Genomic DNA, 18315 nt, shown 5'->3' with positions numbered 1-18315 from the left:
CAGCGGCCTCCTTTTTTCGTTTCCGTCACTTGACGGTAACGGTGATCTTCTCCGACTCCACGGTCGGCTCCAGCGGCACGTGGTTCTTGTCGCCCACCAGCAGTTGCAGGGTGTGCTTGCCCGGCGGCAGGGTGATCTCGGTTTCGGTCTGGCCCTTGCCGAAGTGGCGGATGTTGTCGGTCATCGGCAGCGGCAGGTTCATCGCCGGCTGCTCCTTCAGGTCCACCAGCAGGTGATGGTGGCCGGTATCCGGCATGTCGACGCCGGCCGGCGCCACGCCCATGCCTTTCAGGCCGAATTTCACGGTGAAGGTCTTGTCGACGGTTGCACCATCGGCCGGCGTGATGAAATACACTTTCGCCCCTTCGGGCGCCTTCGTCCGGGGCAGGTCGGCAGCCATCAGGCTGGCGGATGCGCCGAACATCAGGGCGGCTAGACCGAGGCAAGGCAATGTCACTCTCATGGGAGTCTCCTGTTTTCACTTCCGTTAGCACCCGGGAAACGCCACTGGACGGAATTTCCCCGGCACTCTTCGTGCCTTCCGAATCAGGGAAAGGCATCGCTGGCACAGCGATTTCCACTGCGAAGCCCGTGTTAGAGCGGCGCTCGCGCACATAATCCGGGTCAATGCCCGCAACCCCTGGAAAGACCGCATGCAACCCAGTAGGTTCGCGATTGTCCAGGACGCGGGCCCGGCTAAGCTGAACGAACAGCATAGGCCCGACCGACGTTCATTCCCACCCGAGGAGTACTACATGCGATTTCTGCCCCGCCTGCTGATGCTGGTATCCCTGGCCGCTCCGCTGGCCCATGCCGAGCTGCTCGACGACGTCCACCAGCGCGGCGCCCTGCGCATCGCCCTGGAGGGCACCTATCCGCCGTTCAACTTCAAGCAGGGCGGCAAGCTCACCGGCTTCGAGACCGAACTGGGCGAACTGCTGGCCGCCGAGCTGGAGGTCAAGCCGGAATTCGTCACCACCGAATGGAGCGGCATCCTCGCCGGCCTGCAGAGCGGCAAGTACGACATCGCGCTGAACCAGGTCTCGGTGAACGAGCAGCGGCGCAAGGTCTTCGACTTCAGCGAGCCGTACACCATCTCCAGCGCCCAGTTGATCGTGCGCGCCGACGACACCCGCCAGTTCAGGTCGCTGGAAGACCTCAAGGGCCTCAAGCTCGGCGTCGGCCAGGGCACCAACTACGCCGACCTGGCGAAGTCGGTGGCCGGCGTCAACGTGCGCACCTATCCGGGCGCCCCGGAATACCTGCAGGACCTGGCCAGCAAACGCATCGACGCGGCGCTCAACGACCGCCTGCTGATCCCCTTCGCCATCCGCGAGGCCAAGCTGCCGGTCAAGCCCGGCGCGGCGGTGGGACCGGTGGCGAACATGGCGATTCCCTACCGGAAGAACAATCCGAAGTTCGGCGAGGCGCTGAATGCGGCGCTGGAGAAGATCAAGGCCGACGGCCGCTTCGCCAAGCTCTCGGAAAAGTGGTTCGGCCTGGACGTCAGCCAGCCGCCGAAGTGAGTTCTCGCCCGAACGGGGGAAGCGGCCGCGTCCGAGGGACGCGGCCGTCGTGTTTGTCGATGGAGGGTTGAATGAATTCGCTGCAGAAATTGCTCGAATGGCTCGCCAACCTGGTCGAGCTGCTCGGGATGGCCTGGCCCTTCCTGCTCCAGGGCGCGATGTATACCGTGCTGTTCGCCGCGGTATCGATGGTCCTGGGCCTGATCCTCGGCTTCAGCGTCGCGGTGGTCCGGGTGACCAAGGTGCCGGTGGTCTCGCAGATCGCCGCGGTCTACGTCAGCGCCTTCCGCGGGACGCCACTGCTGGTGCAGATCTTCGTCCTGTACTACGGGCTGCCGAGCGTCGGCATCGAGTTCACCCCGGTCACCGCGGGCATCCTGGCGCTGACCCTGAATGTCGCGGCCTATCTCTCGGAGTCCATGCGCGGGGCGATCCTCGGCATCGACAAGGGACAATGGGAAGCCGGGCTCTCGGTCGGCCTGACCTGGGGCCAGACCCTGTGGAACATCATCACTCCGCAGGCCCTGCGCCTGGCGGTGCCGAGCCTGTCGAACAGCCTGATCAGCCTGATCAAGGACACTTCGCTGATCTCCGTGATCACCGTGACCGAGCTGATGCTGGCGACCAAGGAGGTCATCGCCGAGACCTTCCAGCCGCTGCCGCTCTATCTCGCTGCCGCCGGGATCTACTGGCTGCTTTCGGCGCTCTTCGAGCGTGTGCAGAAAGCCCTGGAGAACCGCCTGACCGCGCCGCTGCGGCGCTGAGCGTTCAGCCGCCGGCGTCGAGGCCGGCCAGGCAGACCGCGGCGCGGTCCAGCTCGTCTTCGTTGAAGACCAGCACGCCCATGCGCTTGAGGGCGGCGGCGGTCACGCCCTCGCCGGCGACCCGGCTGCCGTTGAAGCGCCCGTCGTAGTTCTCCAGGTTGCCGCAGGAAGGACTGCGCGCCTTGAGCACGGCCATCCGGATGTCATGGCGGCGGACCAGCTCCACTGCCGCCTCCGCACCCAGCAGGAATGCTTCGCTGACATCCTCGCCGTCGACGGTGAAGACCCGGTTCAGCCGGTCCAGCACTTCGCCGCCCTGGCCGCCGGGGATCTCCGCTGGCGGGCGGGGCGTCGGCAGGCCGCCGGCGACCTCCGGGCAAAGGGCGACGATCCGCCCCTGCGCATGCCAGCGCGAGAGCAGGTCGAACGGGCCATGGCTGCCACCGTCGTAGCGCACCAGGTGGCCCAGCAGGCAACGGCTGACCAGAACCTTCTGCATGGATGCTCCACCCCTTTGACAGGCACACAGAGTAGCCTGCCGCTCACCGATGGTCACGCCCGGTAACAGTAGCCGGGAAGCACCGGGGAAACCCGCCCTCGACCCAACCGGAGTTAGGCCTCGCGGTAGCGCTCCAGCGCCCGTATGGCGGGGACCAGGGCTATTTCTTGCCGATCCTTAGGATAGAACTGCGGGCGGCCCATGGCGAACCTCCGCCGCCCCGAGCAGACTGGCTTCCCGCGCAACCGCGAAGGACCCGCCCGTCATGCTCCCGACCCGCTCGCTTCTACCGTTTTTCCTGGCCCCCGCGCTGCTCGCCAGCGCTGCCAGCCAGGCGGCCATGGAGGCCCTGGACAACGACAGTCTCAGCCAGGTCACCGGCCAGGCCGGCATCAGCCTGCGCCTGGACCTGCGCGCCGGCGCGGCCAGGGTCGCCTGGGTGGACGACGGCGGCAGCCTCTCGCTGCGCAACCTGGTGATCGACAACGGCTGCGTGAAGGCCGGCGACTGCCCGGACGGGCGCGGCGGCAACATCCCCCTGGGCGCCGCCCAGCTCGGCCTGAGCCTGCCGATCTTCGGCGTCGAGCAGCCGACCCTGGCACTGGACGTGACCACCGGCAGCGGCGGCGGGCAGCAACTGGCGATCAGCCTGCCGGACCTCGCCACCATCAACGACCAGTTGATCGCCAGCGGCCTGCCGGCGCAGCGCATCCGCCTGCGGGTGGCCAGCGACCTGTACATCGGCGACAACTCGATCGGCCGCATCGAACTGCGCGACATCACCGACCTGCGCGGCACGATCAAGGTCTGGGGTCACTGAGGCGGCGACCCCGCCGAGGGTTCAGGAGAGTTGCAGGAGGGATTCGTTGCGCCGGCGGAACCAGCCGGTCAGCGACAGCCGGTCGCGGCTGGCGGGCAGGACTTCGTGCTCGGTGCCGGCGGACATGAACACCACCAGGCTACCGCCCGTCGGCTGGATATCCACCTGCCGCTGCGGCAGGTGCAGGCGCAGCGCGCCGCCATGCTCGGGCAACCAGGCATCGTTGAGGTAGAGAACCGCGGAGACGGTGCGTGCGTCGTCGTCGCGGAAACGATCGACATGCTTCTGGTAATAGGCGCCCGGCGGGTACAGCGCGAAGTGGCACTCGAAATCCTCGAGGCCGAGGAACAGCGAGGCGTTGAGCGCCTGGCGCAAGCTGTCCATCACCCCCAGGTATTCGTCGCAGGCCGCGGATTCTCCGGGCTCCAGCCATTGCGTGAGGTCGCCGCGGATGCCTTCGCGGATCACCTGGCCGTCGCCGCGACCGATCGCCGCCGGGGTCAGGTCGCCCGCGACCGCACGGATGCGGCACTCTTCGGCCAATCTGGTGGTCAGACGCTCAGGCATGAAGATGCTCTGGTGCGACCAGCCCTGGTCGACCAGTTCATCGACGATGCGATGCAGGAGTGGATGATTGACGTTGATGTGCATTGTCCATTGTAGCGTGCCGCCCCGGTGTCTCGACAAGCGGTCCGCCGCATGTCGACAATAGCGCCCCATGGACGGCACCACCCGAACGACGAGGCTTTCGCCGCCAAAGGAGTATCAATGCGCGCTTTGCTCGCCTTCGCTTTACTGCTGGTTGGTCTGCCCGCCCTGGCCGACCCTTATCAACGCCTGTACCAGGCCGCTGGCTGGCCCGACCAGCGCGCGCATTTCAGCGATGCCCTGGACGCGGCGCAGAAGCGCTACCAGGACAAGCTGCCACCCGCGCTCTACCAGACCCTGGTGGACAACAGCAATCGCCGCTTCGCCCCGGCCGAAGTTGACCAGCGCGCCCTCAACGGCCTGCGCGAGAACCTGCCGGACAGCGCCAGCCCGCTGAATTTCTTCGAGTCGCCGCTGGGACGCAAGGTGGTCGCCGCCGAGGTGCTCGCCACCCGCCGCGACCAGTTGCTCCAGCACAGCAACGGCCTGCCGCGGCAGACCGCCAGCGAGCCACGCCGGGCCCTGGTCAAGCGCCTGGCCCAGGTCCTTCCGGCCCGAGAGGCCGGTGCGGAAGTCAGCCTGGCCCTGGCCGGGGTCGCCGCCGACAGCCTCAGCCAGATGCTTCCGGGCCTCCCCGGCCTGCTTGGCGGCGGACAGACCGGCCAGTTGCTGGAAGGCCAGCGCCAGCGCCTGGTGCAGCAGATCGGCGCGGACCTGGAGAACACCCTGCTGTATGTCTACCGCGATCTCTCCGACGCGGAACTCACCCAGTACGTGAACTTCGCCGAGTCGCCGGCCGGCCGCAGCTACTACCAGGCGGCCCTGGCCGCGCTGAAAGCCGGCCTGGCGGTGGACCAGGCGGTCGCCCCCTGATCGCCGCGGGGCCTGGAACTCAGGCCCCCAGCGCGTCGCTCAGGAAATCGAAATAGCGCCGCCGCAGCCCCTCGCTTTCGTTCGCCAGGTGATGGCGCGCCTCTTCCAGCAACAGTATCCGCGGCTCGTCGAATTTCTCCCGCAGCACCTTCAGGCCATGGCGCCAGTCCACCGTCTCGTCGGACTCGCCCTGCACCACCAGGGGGCTCAGGGCACGCCGAGGCGCCCGCTCGATGCGCGGCACCCAGCGGGTCAGCGCGCCGACCCAGGCGGTCGGCAGGGTGCGTGGCTGCAACGGATCGTGCTCGCGGAGGAAGTCGAGGAACTGCGGATCGCTGGAGTTCTCCGAGAAGCGCCGCGGGATCGAGTCGACGAAGGGGCTCAGCAGGCGGTAGCTGAGCTTCGACCAGCCCCAGGCGCGCGGGCGCACCAGCGGCGCCAGGAGAATCGTCTCGCCCAGCTCGGGACGTTCGCCGCCGTGCAGCAGGTAGTCCAGCAGGATCGCCCCACCAGTGCTTTGTCCGCAGAGGTGCCAGGGCGCCGCCAGGTCGAGTTCGGCAGCCTGGCCCAGCAGGCCCTTGAACACCGCCTGGTATTCGGCGAAGTCGCGGATGCTGGCCCGCTCGCCTTCGGACAGGCCATGCCCCGGCAGGTCGCAGGCGAGCACCGAGAAGCCCATGCCCAGCGCCCAGTCGACTACGTGCCGATACAGTCCCATGTGGTCGTAATAGCCATGCATCAGCAACAGGCTGCCGCGCGCCTCCGGCAGCAGCCAGGCCTGCACCGCCAGGCGGCGCCCGTCGACCGCCATGCTGCCGAGCCGCGCTTGCAGGCGCGGATGGCGGGAGCGCAGGTCCAGGCCGTAGTAGGCCTGGTAGGCGAGGACGGCGGCGTCCGCCTCGGCCGCGGCCAAGGGTCGCAGGTGCTGGCGCAGGTAATCGGGGTTGAAGGCTTCTGACATCGGCGGTTCCGGGCTGCAATCTATTCGTGGCCGGGCCACGGGCGAAACCCAGGGATATTCAGCTGCGCGCGAACACATGGCAAGCTTGGCACCCGTTTTCCGTGTGAATGCCATGACTCCCCGCCGCAAGACGCTCCTCGTCAGCCTGGTCGGCCTGCTCTGGGCCGGCGGCCTGCTCGCCGCCTACTGGTGGTTCGAGATCCGCTACATCCGCCCGTTCAGCGAGCAGACCACCCTGTTCTCCGGCGACAGCCTGCGCCTGCCGGCCGAGCTGGCCGGGCCGGGGGCGATCCGCCTGGTGCATTTCTGGGACCCGGCCTGCCCCTGCAACGTCGGCAACCAGCAGCACCTCGGCGAGCTGATCGAACGCTTCGCCGGCAAGGGCGTGGAGTTCCATGTCCTGCAGAAGCCTGGCAGCCAGGGCCGCCTGCCGGACAACCTGGTCGCCCTGCGCCCCCTCGCCGGTCTGCCCGGTTCCGAGCAGTTGCCGGCCAGCCCGGCCGTGGCGATCTGGGACCGCGACGGCCGCCTGGCCTACTTCGGCCCCTATAGCGAGGGCGCGGTATGCACCTCCAGCAACAGCTTCATCGAACCGATCCTCGAAGCGCTGCTGCAGGGACGTCCGGTGGATGCCACCCATACCCTCGCCGTGGGTTGCTACTGCCCCTGGACCCCGGAAAAAGGCTGACCTGGCTCAACACCGGGCCTTCCGGAGGGGGCGCCGGAAGGCGTAGCGGCTACACTGCCCGGGTCGGCCCACGAGGGGCCGTTGCCGAACCAAGGAGTCGCTGCATGTCCCTACGTCCCACCCTCGCCCTGCTCGCCCTCGTCAGCCTGCCGCTGATGGCCGCCCAGAACGACCCTCAGCCCAGCAGCAAGGAACTGATGAAGGAGCACCAGGCGCAGATCCAGAACGACCTGGCCGACGTCGACTACAAGCGCAAGCGCATCGTCGAGGCCAACATGAACCTCACCGACCAGGAAGGCGAGAAGTTCTGGCCGATCTACAACACCTACCGCACCGAGTCGGACAAGCTCAGCAAGGAAACCCTCAAGCTCCTGCTCGACTACGCCCAGGCCTACAACAGCGGCAACGTCAGCGACGACCAGGCGAGCACGCTGATCGAGCGTGTCGACGACCTCCAGGAGGACCGTCTGGAACTGCGCGACAAGTACGTCAAGCGCATCGCCAAGAACGTCTCGCCCAAGCGCGCCATGCGCTTCCTGCAGATCGAGATCCAGCTCGACGCCATCGCCACCCTGGAGATCGGCCGTCAGGTACCGCTGGTCGAGTAACCCTTTTCCCGCTTCGCCAGCCGCGCCCTGTATTGCTCCGGGGGCGCGGCGTGCCAGCGGCGAAAGGCCCGGTAGAACGGCGACAGCTCGGCGAACCCGCAAGCCTTGGCCACCTCGCGGATGGCGCGACCGGCCAACAGCATCTCGCTCGCCCGCTGCCGACGAACCTCATCGCGAACCTGCCGGAAACTCGCTCCGCCAGCGGCCAGCGCACGCTGCAAGGCGCCGCTGCCAAGACCCAGCTCCGCCGCGCACTGGCGCAAGCCATAGCCCTCCCCGAGGCGCAGCTCGATCAGGTAGCGCACGCGATTGAGCAAGCGGTTCTCGCTGAGTTCGCGGGTCTGTTCTTCCGCGTGGCGGGTCAGCACGCCATGCATGTCCGGATTGGCGTTGCGCGAAGGACGCCGCAGCAAGGCGGCGGAAAACACCAGGGCATCGTGCGGCCGCGAGAACAGCGGCAGCCTGCCGAACAACCGGCGGTGTTCGCCCAGCCGCGGCGGGGCTCGGTGGCGGAACTCGATGCGCTCGGCGACGAACTCGTCGTCGCTGATCAGCGCCAGCAGCTTGAGGAACAGCAGCATCAGGCATTCGATCTGCTGGCGCAGCGAGGCATAGCCCAGGTAGTTGATGTCGAGGATCAGCCTTGCCGTTTCCCCTTCGACCTCGAGGCGCGCGGCGAAACCGCCGGAGAGAATGTGCTGGAAACGCACGAAGCTGCGCAGCGCCTCCTCCAGGTCGCGCGCGGACAGCAGCAGGTAGCCGACCACATCGAGCAGGCGCGGCTTCATTGCCTCGCCCAGGTGCAGGCCGATGTCGGCATCGCCGGTCACCGCCGCCAGCTCGGTCCAGAACAACGGGGCGTTGTCATGCACCAGGCGGCCGCCCAGGGTCGGCGGCGGCAGCGGGATACGCCGGTAGACGCTGCGGTAGACGCGGGTGGGGTCGAGCCCGAGGGCGTCCAGGGCTTCATACAACAGACGCCGCAACGTGGCGGAATGGGTCAGGGGGCTGGTAGACGGGTCGTCCTGCATGGCGGCTCCTCGCGATTGACCAAAGACTTCCAGGGTCCGAGCATTCGGTCAATGCCGCGGGCCGGCGGCATCCGCAGAATGCTCGGCACTACAACAAGGAGAAAGGATCGATGAAACGCACCCTGACCGTGATCGCCGTGGCGGTCGCCGCCGCGGCTGCCGGCGGCGCCTGGTACCTCCATGCCAAGCAGCCGCTCCGCAACGGCTCGCTCGCCCTGGCCCACCTGCAGGCGCCGGTCGACGTGCGCTACGACGAGCGCGGGGTTCCGCACCTGTATGCGCAGAACCAGACCGACCTCTACCGCGCCCTCGGCTACGTGCACGCCCAGGACCGCCTGTTCCAGATGGAAATGCTGCGGCGCCTGGCGCGCGGCGAGCTGGCCGAAGTGCTCGGACCCAAGCTGGTGGATACCGACCGTCTGTTCCGCACTCTGCGCATCCGCGACCACGCCGCCGAATACAGCGCCCGCCAGGACAAGCAGTCGCAGCCCTGGAAAGTGCTGGAGGCCTACCTGGACGGGGTCAACCAGTTCCAGGAAAACAACCCGGCGCCGCTCGAATTCGATCTGCTGGGCATACCCAGGCGTCCCTTCACCCCCGAAGATACCCTGAGCATCGCCGGCTACATGGCCTACAGCTTCGCCGCCGCCTTCCGCACCGAGCCGGTGCTGACCTACATCCGCGACGAACTGGGCAGCGACTACCTGCGCATCTTCGATCTCGACTGGCATCCGCAGGGCGTGCTGACGCCCTCCGGCGCACTGGGCGCCGGCGACTGGAAGGACCTCGGCGCCCTCGCCCGTCTCAGCCAGCAGGCCCTGGAGGACGCCGGCCTGCCGCAGTTCGAGGGCAGCAACGCCTGGGTCGTCGCCGGCAGCCGCACCGCCAGCGGCAAGCCCCTGCTGGCCGGCGACCCGCATATCCGCTTCGCCGCGCCGGCGGTATGGTACGAGGCCCAGCTGAGCGCGCCCGGCTTCGAACTCTATGGCCACCACCAGGCGCTCAACCCCTTCGCCTCGCTGGGCCACAACCGTGCGTTCGGCTGGAGCCTGACGATGTTCCAGAACGACGACCTCGACCTGATCGCCGAGAAGGTCAACCCGGACAACCCCAACCAGGTCTGGTACCAGGGCAAATGGGTCGACCTGCAGAGCGAGGAGCAGGAAATCGCGGTCAAGGGCGCTGCGCCGGTGAAGCTCACCCTGCGCCGCTCGCCCCACGGTCCGATCGTCAACGACGCGCTCGGCGCCAGCTCCGGCAAGACCCCGATCGCCATGTGGTGGGCTTTCCTCGAGACCGAGAACCCGGTGCTCGACGCCTTCTACCAGCTGAATCGCGCCGATACCCTGGCCAAGGCCCGCGCGGCGGCCTCGAAGATCCATTCGCCAGGACTCAACCTGGTCTGGGCCAATGCCGCCGGCGATATCGGCTGGTGGGCCTCGGCGGCCCTGCCGAAGCGGCCGGAGGGAGTGAACCCGAGCTTCATCCTCGACGGCAGCAAGGGCGAGGCGGACAAGTCCGGCTTCTATCCGTTCGCCGACAACCCGCAGGAGGAAAACCCGGCGCGCGGCTACATCGTCTCCGCCAACTTCCAGCCGGTCCCGGCCAATGGCCGGCCGATTCCCGGCTACTACAACCTGGCGGACCGCGGCCAGTGGCTGGATACCCAACTGGCCGACCGCGGCACCAAATGGAACCTGGACAACAGCCGCGCGCTGCAACTCGGCAATCGCACCGGCTACGCGCCGCGCCTGCTCGCACCCTTGCTGCCGGTCCTGCGCGAGGTGGTCGACGACGCCGAAGGCAAGCGCCTGGTCGAGCAACTGGCGGCCTGGAAGGGCGACTACCCGGTCGACTCGACCGCCGCCACGCTGTTCAACCAGTTGCTGTTCCAGATTGCCGAGGGCGCCTTGCACGACGAACTGGGCGATGCCTTCTTCGACAGCCTGATCGCCACCCGCGCCATCGACAGCGCGCTGCCTCGGCTGGCTGGCGACGCCGACTCGCCCTGGTGGGACGACCGCCGCACAGAACGCCGGGAAACCCGCGCGGATATCGTCAGGGCCGCCTGGAACGCCTCCCTCGCGCATCTGCGCGGCACCCTCGGCAACGACCCGTCCGGCTGGCTGTGGGGCAAGGCGCATACCCTGACCCACGAGCACGCCCTGGGCCAGCAAGCGCTGCTCAAGCGCCTTCTCAACGTCGGTCCGTTCGCCGCCCCCGGCACCCACGAGGTACCGAACAACCTGTCGGCGAAGATCGGCCCGGCCCCCTGGGCGGTCACCTACGGTCCATCGACCCGGCGCCTGGTGGACTTCGCCGACCCGACCCACAGCCTCGGCATCAACCCGGTCGGGCAGAGCGGCGTGCCCTTCGACGGCCACTACGACGACCAGGCCGAGGCCTACATCGAGGGCCACTACCTGCCGCAGCACTACGAGGAAAACGAGGTGAAGGCTAACAGCAAGGGCGTGCTGGTGCTGGAACCGAAGCGCTGAGCCGGCCGGCGTGGGGTCGGGCGAGTAGCCGCATGGTGGTTGTCCGCCGGGTACAACGGGGTATCGGCGGATAACGCCTCGGGCGTCGCCCTACGGAGCGTAGCCAGGCATTTCCCGCCACCGACGCGCCAATGAAAAAGGCCACCCGCAGGTGGCCTTTTCTTTTCGGCGGAGGGCTCAGGCCGGGGTCGGCGAGCCTTTCTGCCAGTCGGTCGCGGTCTCTTCCATCGCCTGCTGGATCGCCCGGCGACGCCGCTCCTCGGCCTGGCGGGTGAAGTACCAGGCGAAGAAGGTGAACAGCGAAACGCTCAGCAGGATCAGGCTGGCCACCGCGTTGATCTCCGGCTTCACGCCCAGGCGTACCGCCGAGAACACTTCCATCGGCAAGGTGGTCGAGCCGGGTCCGGAGACGAAGCTGGCCAGTACCAGGTCGTCCAGCGACAGGGCGAAGGACATCATGCCGCCCGCCGCCAGCGAGGGCGCGATCATCGGGATGGTGATCAGCAGGAACACCTTCCAGGGCTTGGCGCCCAGGTCCATCGCCGCTTCCTCGATCGACAGGTCGAGTTCACGCAGGCGCGCCGACACCACCACCGCCACATAGGACGAGCAGAAGCTGGTGTGGGCGATCCAGATGGTCACGATACCCCGTTCCTGCGGCCAGCCGATCAGTTGCGCCATGGCCACGAACAACAGCAGCAGCGACAGGCCGGTGATCACTTCCGGCATCACCAGCGGCGCGGTGACCATGCCGCCGAACAGCGTACGACCGCGGAAGCGCGGGATGCGGGTGAGGACGAAGGCCGCCAGGGTGCCGAGGAGCACCGAGGAGAACGCCGTATAGAAGGCGATCTCCAGGGAGCGGCCGACCGAACTGACCAGTTGGGTGTTGTCCAGCAGGCCGACGTACCACTTCACCGACCAGCCGCCCCACACCGTCACCAGCTTGGAGGCGTTGAACGAATAGATCACCAGGATCAGCATCGGCAGGTAGATGAAGAGCAGGCCGACGATCAGCATGACGTTGGAGAAATTCCAGCGCTTCATACCTTGCCCTCCAGTTCTTTGGCCACGCTTCTGGATGGAGAGCCTGTTGAACGGGATACGGAGCGGGATACGCTGTGCTGGCTCATACCTTGCCCTCCAGTTCTTTGGCCTGGTTCTTGTTGAACAGGATGATCGGGATGATCAGGATCGCCAGCATTACCACCGCCAGGGCGGACGCCACCGGCCAGTCGCGGTTGTTGAAGAACTCCTGCCAGAGCACCTTGCCGATCATCAGGGTCTCGGGGCCGCCGAGCAGTTCCGGGATGACGAACTCGCCCACCGCCGGGATGAACACCAGCATGCAGCCGGCGATGATGCCGTTCTTCGACAGCGGCACGGTGATCTTCCAGAAGCTGGTGAAGTTGCGCGCGCCCAGGTCGGAAGCGGCCTCCAGCAGGCTCGGGTCGTGCTTCACCAGGTTGGCGTAGAGCGGCAGGATCATGAACGGCAGGTAGGAATAGACGATGCCGATGTACACCGCGATGTTGGTGTTGAGGATGGTCAGCGGCTCGCTGATGAGCCCCAGCCCCATCAGTACGCTGTTGAGCAGGCCGTTGTTGGAAAGGATGCCCATCCAGGCATAGACCCGGATCAGGATCGCCGTCCAGGTCGGCATCATGATCAGCAGCAGCAGGACGGTCTGCGAGGACTGGCTGGAGCGGGCGATGGCGTAGGCCATCGGGTAGCCCACCAGCAGGCAGATCAGGGTACTGATGAAGGCCATCTTCAGCGAGCCGAGGTAGGCATCGATGTAGAGCGGGTCATCGGTCAGCATCAGGTAGTTGCCGAGGTTGAGGAGCACCTGCAACTGCTGGTCCGCGTAGGCGAAGATCTCGGTGTAGGGCGGGATGGCTACGTCCGCTTCCGCCAGGCTGATCTTCAGCACGATGGCGAAGGGCAGCAGGAAGAACAGGAAGAGCCACAGGAACGGCACCCCGATGACCGCATGCCGCCCGGTGGGCATGCGCTTTTTCAGGCTGTTGGCGAATTTCATGACTGCAGTACCACGCCGCTGTCGTCGTACCAGCTGATGTACACCGACTGGTCCCAGGTCGGCCGGGCGACGTGGCGCTCGGCGTTGGCCATGAAGGCCTGGACGATCATCCCGGAGGCCAGCTTGATGTAGTACACCGAGTGGCCGCCAAGGTAGGCGATGTCGTAGACGGTGCCCTGGGCCCAGTTGTGCCCGGCGTGTTCCAGGTTGTCCGGCTTCTGCGCGCTGATCATCACTTTCTCCGGCCGCAGCGCGTAGGTGATGCGCTTGTCCTCGGCGCGGGTGCTGATGCCGTGGCCGATGTAGATCGGGTTCTCCAGCTGCGGGCAGGCGATCACCGCATGGTCCTGCACGTCCTCCACCAGCACGCCGTCGAACAGGTTGACGTTGCCGATGAACTCGCAGACCAGGCGGCTCGCCGGGGTCTCGTAGATGTCCATCGGGCTGCCGATCTGCTCGATGCAGCCCAGGTGCATGATGGCGATGCGCTGGGCCATGGTCATGGCCTCTTCCTGGTCGTGGGTCACCATCACGCAGGTCACGCCGACGCGCTCGATGATCTCCACCAGTTCCAGTTGCATCTGCGAGCGCAGCTTCTTGTCCAGCGCGCCCATCGGCTCGTCGAGCAGCAGCAGCTTCGGCCGCTTGGCCAGCGAACGGGCCAGGGCCACCCGCTGGCGCTGGCCGCCGGAGAGCTGGTGCGGCTTGCGCTTGGCGTACTGGGTCATGTGCACCAGCTTGAGCATCTCGGCCACGCGCTCGTCGATCTCGGCCTTGGGCAGGCCGTCCTGCTTGAGGCCGAAGGCGATGTTCTGCGCCACGCTCATGTGCGGGAACAGCGCATAGGACTGGAACATCATGTTGATCGGCCGCTCGTAGGGCGGCAGGTCGGTGATGTCCTGGCCATCGAGGAAGATCCGCCCCTCGGTGGGCCGCTCGAAACCGGCGAGCATGCGCAACAGGGTGGATTTACCCGAGCCGGAGCCGCCGAGCAGGGCGAAGATCTCGCCCTTGTTGATGGTCAGGGACACGGTGTCCACCGCCAGCGTCTCGTCGAACTGCTTGGTTACCCGGTCGATCTTTACCAGCACCTCTTTCGGCTGCTGGTTGCCCTCTAGGGCTTTCTTGTAGGCACCGGAGGCTATCGCCATTACCACAACTCCCAAGTCGTTGAGCCCGGTCACGCTACCGGGCGGAATTTGAACTTATTTGCCGGTCTTGATCCGGGTCCAGGTACGGGTCTGCAGGCGCAGCACCTTGGCCGGCAACACGGCGGAAACGTAGAGCTTGTCGAGCACGGCCTGCGGCGGATACACCTCCTCGCTGTCGCTGACGCTCTTGTCCATCAGCGGGCGGGCCCCCGGTATCGCGTTGGCGTAGCCGACATAGTCGCTGACCTTGGCGATCACCTCCGGACGCAGCAGGTAGTCGATGAACGCGTAGGCGTTATCGGCGGCCTTGGCATCGGCGGGAATCGCCATCAGGTCGAACCACAGGTTGGCGCCTTCCTTGGGAATCACGTACTGGATGTCGATGCCCTTGCCGGCCTCTTCGGCGCGGGCAGCGGCCTGGAAGACGTCCCCGGAATAGCCGAAGGCGACGCAGATGTTGCCGTTGGCCAGGTCGGAGATGTACTTGGAGGAGTGGAAGTAGCTGACGTAGGGGCGAACCTTGGTCAGGACTTCCTCGGCCTTCTTGTAGTCCTTCGGGTCGTGGGTGTTGGGGTCCAGCCCCAGGTAGTTGAGGGCGGCGGGCAGCATCTCGTCGCCGCTGTCCATGAAGGCTACGCCGCACTTGGCGAGCTTCTTCATGTTCTCCGGCTCGAAGAGGATGGCCCAGGAGTCGATCGGCTGGTCACCGAGGACTTCCTTGACCTTGGCCACGTTGTAACCGATGCCGTTGGTGCCCCACAGGTAGGGAACCGCGTACTGGTTGCCCGGGTCGCTGACCTCCAGCTGCTTGAGCAGCGCCGGATCGAGGTTCTTCCAGTTCGGCAGCTTGCTCTTGTCCAGCTTCTGGAAGGCACCGGCCTGGATCTGCTTGCCGAGGAAGTTGTTCGACGGCACCACGATGTCGTAACCGGAGTGGCCGGAGACCAGCTTGCCCTCGAGGGTCTCGTTGGAGTCGAAGACGTCGTAGCTGACGTCGATCCCGCTCTCCTTGGTGAAGTCCTTGAGGGTGGTGGGAGCGATGTAATCGGTCCAGTTATAGATGTGCAGGCTCTTCTTCTCCGCCTGCACGGGGCCCGCGATCGCCGTAGCCAGAGCGGCTACCAGCAGTGTCTTGCCAATGGAATGTTGCATGTCCGACTCCTGTTCCGGGCCTTTTCACGGCAGCACCCTGCCTGTTCGACCCGTGTTCTTCAAGTGCCGATGTAAGCCCAGATCACTCGGGTTTCATGACAACCCGACGATTCCGCCGGGAAACATGAGTGAGCTGGGTTCCCTACCGGCGTGTTGGTTTCAGGTTTTCCGGGCCCTCGGCCCCGGTGCGAGCGACACGACCGGCCCCGGCGCGGCAGATTGGCGCAGCGCCCATGGCAGCGTCTTCGTCGTCGATACTGCGTCCGGTCGTCGGGCCCCCAGGAGGAAGCGTCTGGACGAACGGGCAAAAGAGTCGAACCTCTTCGCAGGGGAGCGTGGCCGGAGGAAACCCGGCCGCGTTCCGGTTCTCTCGTGCCGGAGCGCCGGCGGCTTCAGGCGCCGCCGGGCTCCTCGCGGATCACTTGCCGGACTTGATCTTGGTCCAGCTGCGGGTCATCGCCCGCTGGGTCTTGGCCGGCAGGTCGGGGAAGGTATACAGCTTCTTCATGACCTCTTCGCTCGGGTAGATGCCCGGGTCGTTGCGGATCGCCTCGGACACCAGCGGGGTGGCCGCCGCGTTGCCGTTGGGGAACTGAACCACGTCGGTGATCTCGGCCATGATTTCCGGCTTCATCAGGAAGTTGACGAAGGCCAGGGCGCCCTCGGTGTTCTCGGCGTCCTTGGGAATGGCGACCATGTCGAAGAAGCTGCCGGCGCCTTCCTTGGGAATGTTGTACTTGACGGTGACCTTGTTCTTCGCCTCTTCGGCGCGGGACTTGGCCTGGTAGATGTCGCCGGAGTAGCCGATGGCGACGCAGATGTTGCCGTTGGCCAGGTCGGAAATGTACTTCGACGAGTGGAAGTAGGTGACGTAGGGACGGATCTTCAGGAACAGCTCTTCGGCCGCCTTGAGTTCCTTGGGATTGTCGGTGTCCGGCTTGTAGCCGAGATAGTGCAGGGCCGCCGGGAGAATCTCGGTCGGCGAGTCGAGGAAGCTGACGCCGCACTGCTTCAGCTTCTGGATGTTCTCCGGCTTGAATACCAGGTCCCAGGAATCCACCGGCGCATTGTCGCCGAAGGCCGCCTTGACCTTGTCCGGGTTGTAGCCGATGCCGATGGTGCCCCACATGTAGGGAATCGCATGCTCGTTGCCCGGGTCGCTGACTTCCAGGGTGTGCATCAGGTCCTTGTTCAGGTTCTTCCAGTTCGGCAGCTTGGACTTGTCGAGCTTCTGGTAGACCCCGGCCTTGATCTGCTTGGCGAGGAAGGAGTTGGACGGCACCACCACGTCGTACCCGGACTTGCCCGCCAGCAACTTGGCTTCCAGCACTTCGTTGCTGTCGTAGACGTCGTAGACGACCTTGATCCCGGTTTCCTTGGTGAACTTCTCCAGGGTGTCCGGCGCGATGTAGTCGGACCAGTTGTAGACGTGCAGTACCTTGTTGTCCGCAGCCTGCGCCATACCGGCCACAGAGCCCGCCAAGGTCAGGGCGAGCAGGGTCTTACCGAAACGTTTCATCATGCGGGGTAGCTCCATTTTTGTTGAAGTATCCGGGCGGTGGCGCAACCGATCGCGTCACCACCCGGTGAGCCTGGCCAACGCACTGGCGCAGTCTGGCAAAAGTCCGCTCAGGGACTCAAGCCAGGACGGCGGCGGCGGTCTGATCGAGGCACTTGCGCGCCAGGGTGATCAACTCATCGATCTGCGACGGATCGATCACCAGCGGCGGCGAGATAATCATAGTGTCGCCCACCGCGCGCATGATCAAACCGTTGCGGAAACAATGTTCCCGGCACAGCATCCCGACGCCCTTGTCGGTGAAACGCTCGCGGGTCTTCTTGTTCTTGACCAGCTCCAGGGCGGCGACCATGCCGACCCCGCGCGCTTCGCCCACCAACGGGTGGTCGGCCAGCTCCTGCCAGCGTTTCTGCAAATACGGTGCCGTTTCCGCCTTCACCTTCTCGATGATCTTCTCTTCGCGCAGGATGCGGATGTTCTCCAGGGCCACGGCGGCCGCCACCGGGTGACCGGAATAGGTGAAGCCGTGGTAGAACTCGCCGCCCTGGTTGAGCACTTCGACGATCTCGTCGCGCACCACCACCCCGCCCATGGGGATGTAGCCGGAGGTGAGGCCCTTGGCGATCGGCATCAGGTCCGGGGCGTTGCCGTAGTACTGGCTGCCGAACCACTCGCCGGTACGGCCGAAGCCGCAGATCACTTCGTCGGCGATGAACAGGATGTCGTACTTGGCGAGGATCTCGCGGATCTTCGGCCAGTAGGTGTCCGGCGGGACGATCACGCCGCCGGCGCCCTGGATCGGCTCGGCGATGAAGGCGGCGACGTTTTCCTCGCCCACTTCGAGAATCTTCTTCTCCAGCTGCTCGGCGGCCCAGACGCCGAATTCGTCCGGCGACATGTCGCCGCCCTCGCCGTACCAGTAGGGCTGGGCGATGTGGACGATGCCCGGGATGGGGAAATCACCCTGCTCATGCAACGCCTTCATGCCGCCCAGGCTGACGCCGGCGACGGTGGAGCCGTGGTAGCCGTTCCAGCGGCCGATCACCACTTTCTTCTGCGGCTGGCCCTTGGTCGCCCAATAGTGGCGGACCATACGCAGCACGGTGTCGTTGGCCTCGGAGCCGGAGCCGGTGAAGAACACGTGGTTCATGCCTTCCGGAGCGACGTCGGCGATCGCCTTGGCCAGCTCGACCACCGGCGGGTGGGCGGTCTGGAAGAACAGGTTGTAGAACGGCAACTCGCGCATCTGCCGGGTGGCGGCCTGGACCAGCTCCTCGCGGCCGTAGCCGACGTTGACGCACCAGAGGCCGGCCATCGCATCGAGGATCTTGTTGCCCTCGCTGTCCCAGATATAGACGCCTTCGGCCTTGGTGATGATCCGCGCGCCCTTCTCGTTCAACTGCTTGTAGTCGGTGAACGGCGGCAGATGGTGGTCGCGGCTCAACGCCTGCCACTCACGGGTCTTGGCGTTGGTGATTTGGCTGTTCATGTCACACCTCTTCTATTCAAGACTGTCCGGGAGCGGCGGACCACGCC

Annotated in this window: 18 protein-coding genes; 7 read left to right on the top strand and 11 right to left on the bottom strand. The window is 66.0% G+C overall.

Features of this window, described 5'->3' with window-relative positions:
- Nucleotides 1–25 precede the first annotated feature (25 nt).
- Nucleotides 26–463 carry a DUF4399 domain-containing protein gene (locus VQ065_RS01900; protein ID WP_003084345.1) on the bottom strand — a complete coding sequence of 146 codons (438 nt, stop codon included), beginning with the start codon at nt 461–463 and terminating at the stop codon, nt 26–28.
- A gap of 292 nt (nt 464–755) precedes the next feature.
- Here VQ065_RS01900 and VQ065_RS01895 point away from each other — a divergent pair, with 292 nt between their 5' ends.
- Nucleotides 756–1526 carry a cystine ABC transporter substrate-binding protein gene (locus VQ065_RS01895; RefSeq protein ID WP_003084341.1) on the top strand — a complete coding sequence of 257 codons (771 nt, stop codon included), beginning with the start codon at nt 756–758 and terminating at the stop codon, nt 1524–1526.
- A 71-nt stretch (nt 1527–1597) separates the two neighbouring features.
- Nucleotides 1598–2290: an amino acid ABC transporter permease gene (locus tag VQ065_RS01890; protein ID WP_003084339.1), complete on the top strand. Its 693-nt coding sequence runs from the start codon at nt 1598–1600 to the stop codon at nt 2288–2290.
- Between the two features lie 4 nt (nt 2291–2294).
- On the opposite strand, the gene VQ065_RS01885 is transcribed toward VQ065_RS01890, so the two are convergent.
- Complete coding sequence (locus VQ065_RS01885) at nt 2295–2789, bottom strand: DUF523 domain-containing protein (protein ID WP_003084333.1); 495 nt, start codon at nt 2787–2789, stop codon at nt 2295–2297.
- Nucleotides 2790–3054: 265 nt separating this feature from the next.
- Here VQ065_RS01885 and VQ065_RS01880 point away from each other — a divergent pair, with 265 nt between their 5' ends.
- Nucleotides 3055–3609, top strand: a complete 555-nt coding sequence (locus VQ065_RS01880; RefSeq protein ID WP_003084327.1) for a DUF6160 family protein — start codon at nt 3055–3057, stop codon at nt 3607–3609.
- Between the two features lie 21 nt (nt 3610–3630).
- On the opposite strand, the gene VQ065_RS01875 is transcribed toward VQ065_RS01880, so the two are convergent.
- Nucleotides 3631–4329 (bottom strand): 2OG-Fe(II) oxygenase, encoded by a 699-nt coding sequence (locus tag VQ065_RS01875; protein ID WP_023656933.1) that lies wholly within the window; start codon nt 4327–4329, stop codon nt 3631–3633.
- A 48-nt stretch (nt 4330–4377) separates the two neighbouring features.
- Between VQ065_RS01875 and VQ065_RS01870 the strand changes: the two genes are divergently transcribed.
- Nucleotides 4378–5130: a hypothetical protein gene (locus VQ065_RS01870; protein ID WP_003084320.1), complete on the top strand. Its 753-nt coding sequence runs from the start codon at nt 4378–4380 to the stop codon at nt 5128–5130.
- A gap of 19 nt (nt 5131–5149) precedes the next feature.
- On the opposite strand, the gene VQ065_RS01865 is transcribed toward VQ065_RS01870, so the two are convergent.
- Nucleotides 5150–6091 carry an alpha/beta hydrolase gene (locus VQ065_RS01865; protein WP_003084318.1) on the bottom strand — a complete coding sequence of 314 codons (942 nt, stop codon included), beginning with the start codon at nt 6089–6091 and terminating at the stop codon, nt 5150–5152.
- 76 nt (nt 6092–6167) lie between these two features.
- On the opposite strand from VQ065_RS01865, the gene VQ065_RS01860 reads away from it, so the two are divergent.
- Both VQ065_RS01860 and VQ065_RS01855 read left to right on the top strand, forming a co-directional pair.
- Nucleotides 6168–6779 (top strand): DUF6436 domain-containing protein, encoded by a 612-nt coding sequence (locus VQ065_RS01860; protein ID WP_023098425.1) that lies wholly within the window; start codon nt 6168–6170, stop codon nt 6777–6779.
- A 104-nt stretch (nt 6780–6883) separates the two neighbouring features.
- Entirely contained in the window at nt 6884–7387 is a 504-nt protein-coding gene (locus VQ065_RS01855) for a hypothetical protein (RefSeq protein ID WP_003084314.1), read from the top strand.
- On the opposite strand, the gene VQ065_RS01850 is transcribed toward VQ065_RS01855, so the two are convergent.
- Nucleotides 7366–8418, bottom strand: coding sequence for an AraC family transcriptional regulator (locus VQ065_RS01850; protein ID WP_003084312.1), 1053 nt, complete (start codon nt 8416–8418; stop codon nt 7366–7368). The two genes, VQ065_RS01855 and VQ065_RS01850, sit on opposite strands and share 22 nt — an antisense overlap.
- 110 nt (nt 8419–8528) lie before the next feature.
- On the opposite strand from VQ065_RS01850, the gene hacB reads away from it, so the two are divergent.
- On the top strand, nt 8529–10916 hold the full coding sequence (gene hacB / locus VQ065_RS01845; RefSeq protein WP_003084308.1) for an N-acylhomoserine lactone acylase HacB: 2388 nt from the start codon (nt 8529–8531) through the stop codon (nt 10914–10916).
- 177 nt (nt 10917–11093) lie between these two features.
- On the opposite strand, the gene VQ065_RS01840 is transcribed toward hacB, so the two are convergent.
- The 6 genes from VQ065_RS01840 to spuC all read right to left on the bottom strand — a co-directional run bounded on the left by VQ065_RS01840 (nt 11094) and on the right by spuC (nt 18268).
- Nucleotides 11094–11963 carry an ABC transporter permease subunit gene (locus VQ065_RS01840; protein ID WP_003084307.1) on the bottom strand — a complete coding sequence of 290 codons (870 nt, stop codon included), beginning with the start codon at nt 11961–11963 and terminating at the stop codon, nt 11094–11096.
- An 82-nt stretch (nt 11964–12045) separates the two neighbouring features.
- A complete protein-coding gene (locus VQ065_RS01835; protein WP_003121722.1) occupies nt 12046–12927 on the bottom strand; it encodes an ABC transporter permease subunit in 882 nt (293 codons plus the stop codon).
- 26 nt (nt 12928–12953) lie between these two features.
- A complete protein-coding gene (potA, locus tag VQ065_RS01830; protein WP_003084303.1) occupies nt 12954–14108 on the bottom strand; it encodes a polyamine ABC transporter ATP-binding protein in 1155 nt (384 codons plus the stop codon).
- 54 nt (nt 14109–14162) lie between these two features.
- Complete coding sequence (gene spuE, locus VQ065_RS01825) at nt 14163–15260, bottom strand: spermidine-binding protein SpuE (RefSeq protein ID WP_003084301.1); 1098 nt, start codon at nt 15258–15260, stop codon at nt 14163–14165.
- Between the two features lie 418 nt (nt 15261–15678).
- Nucleotides 15679–16782 carry a putrescine-binding protein SpuD gene (gene spuD, locus VQ065_RS01820; protein WP_003084299.1) on the bottom strand — a complete coding sequence of 368 codons (1104 nt, stop codon included), beginning with the start codon at nt 16780–16782 and terminating at the stop codon, nt 15679–15681.
- 115 nt (nt 16783–16897) lie between these two features.
- Complete coding sequence (spuC, locus tag VQ065_RS01815) at nt 16898–18268, bottom strand: putrescine--pyruvate aminotransferase (RefSeq protein ID WP_003084297.1); 1371 nt, start codon at nt 18266–18268, stop codon at nt 16898–16900.
- Nucleotides 18269–18315: the final 47 nt, after the last annotated feature.

It is taken from the genome of Pseudomonas sp. KBN10P06128 (genome assembly GCF_037574945.1).
GTDB lineage: Bacteria > Pseudomonadota > Gammaproteobacteria > Pseudomonadales > Pseudomonadaceae > Pseudomonas > Pseudomonas aeruginosa.
The sequence above is the reverse complement of the archived record's forward strand: the minus strand, read 5'-3'. Positions and strand labels throughout refer to the sequence as shown.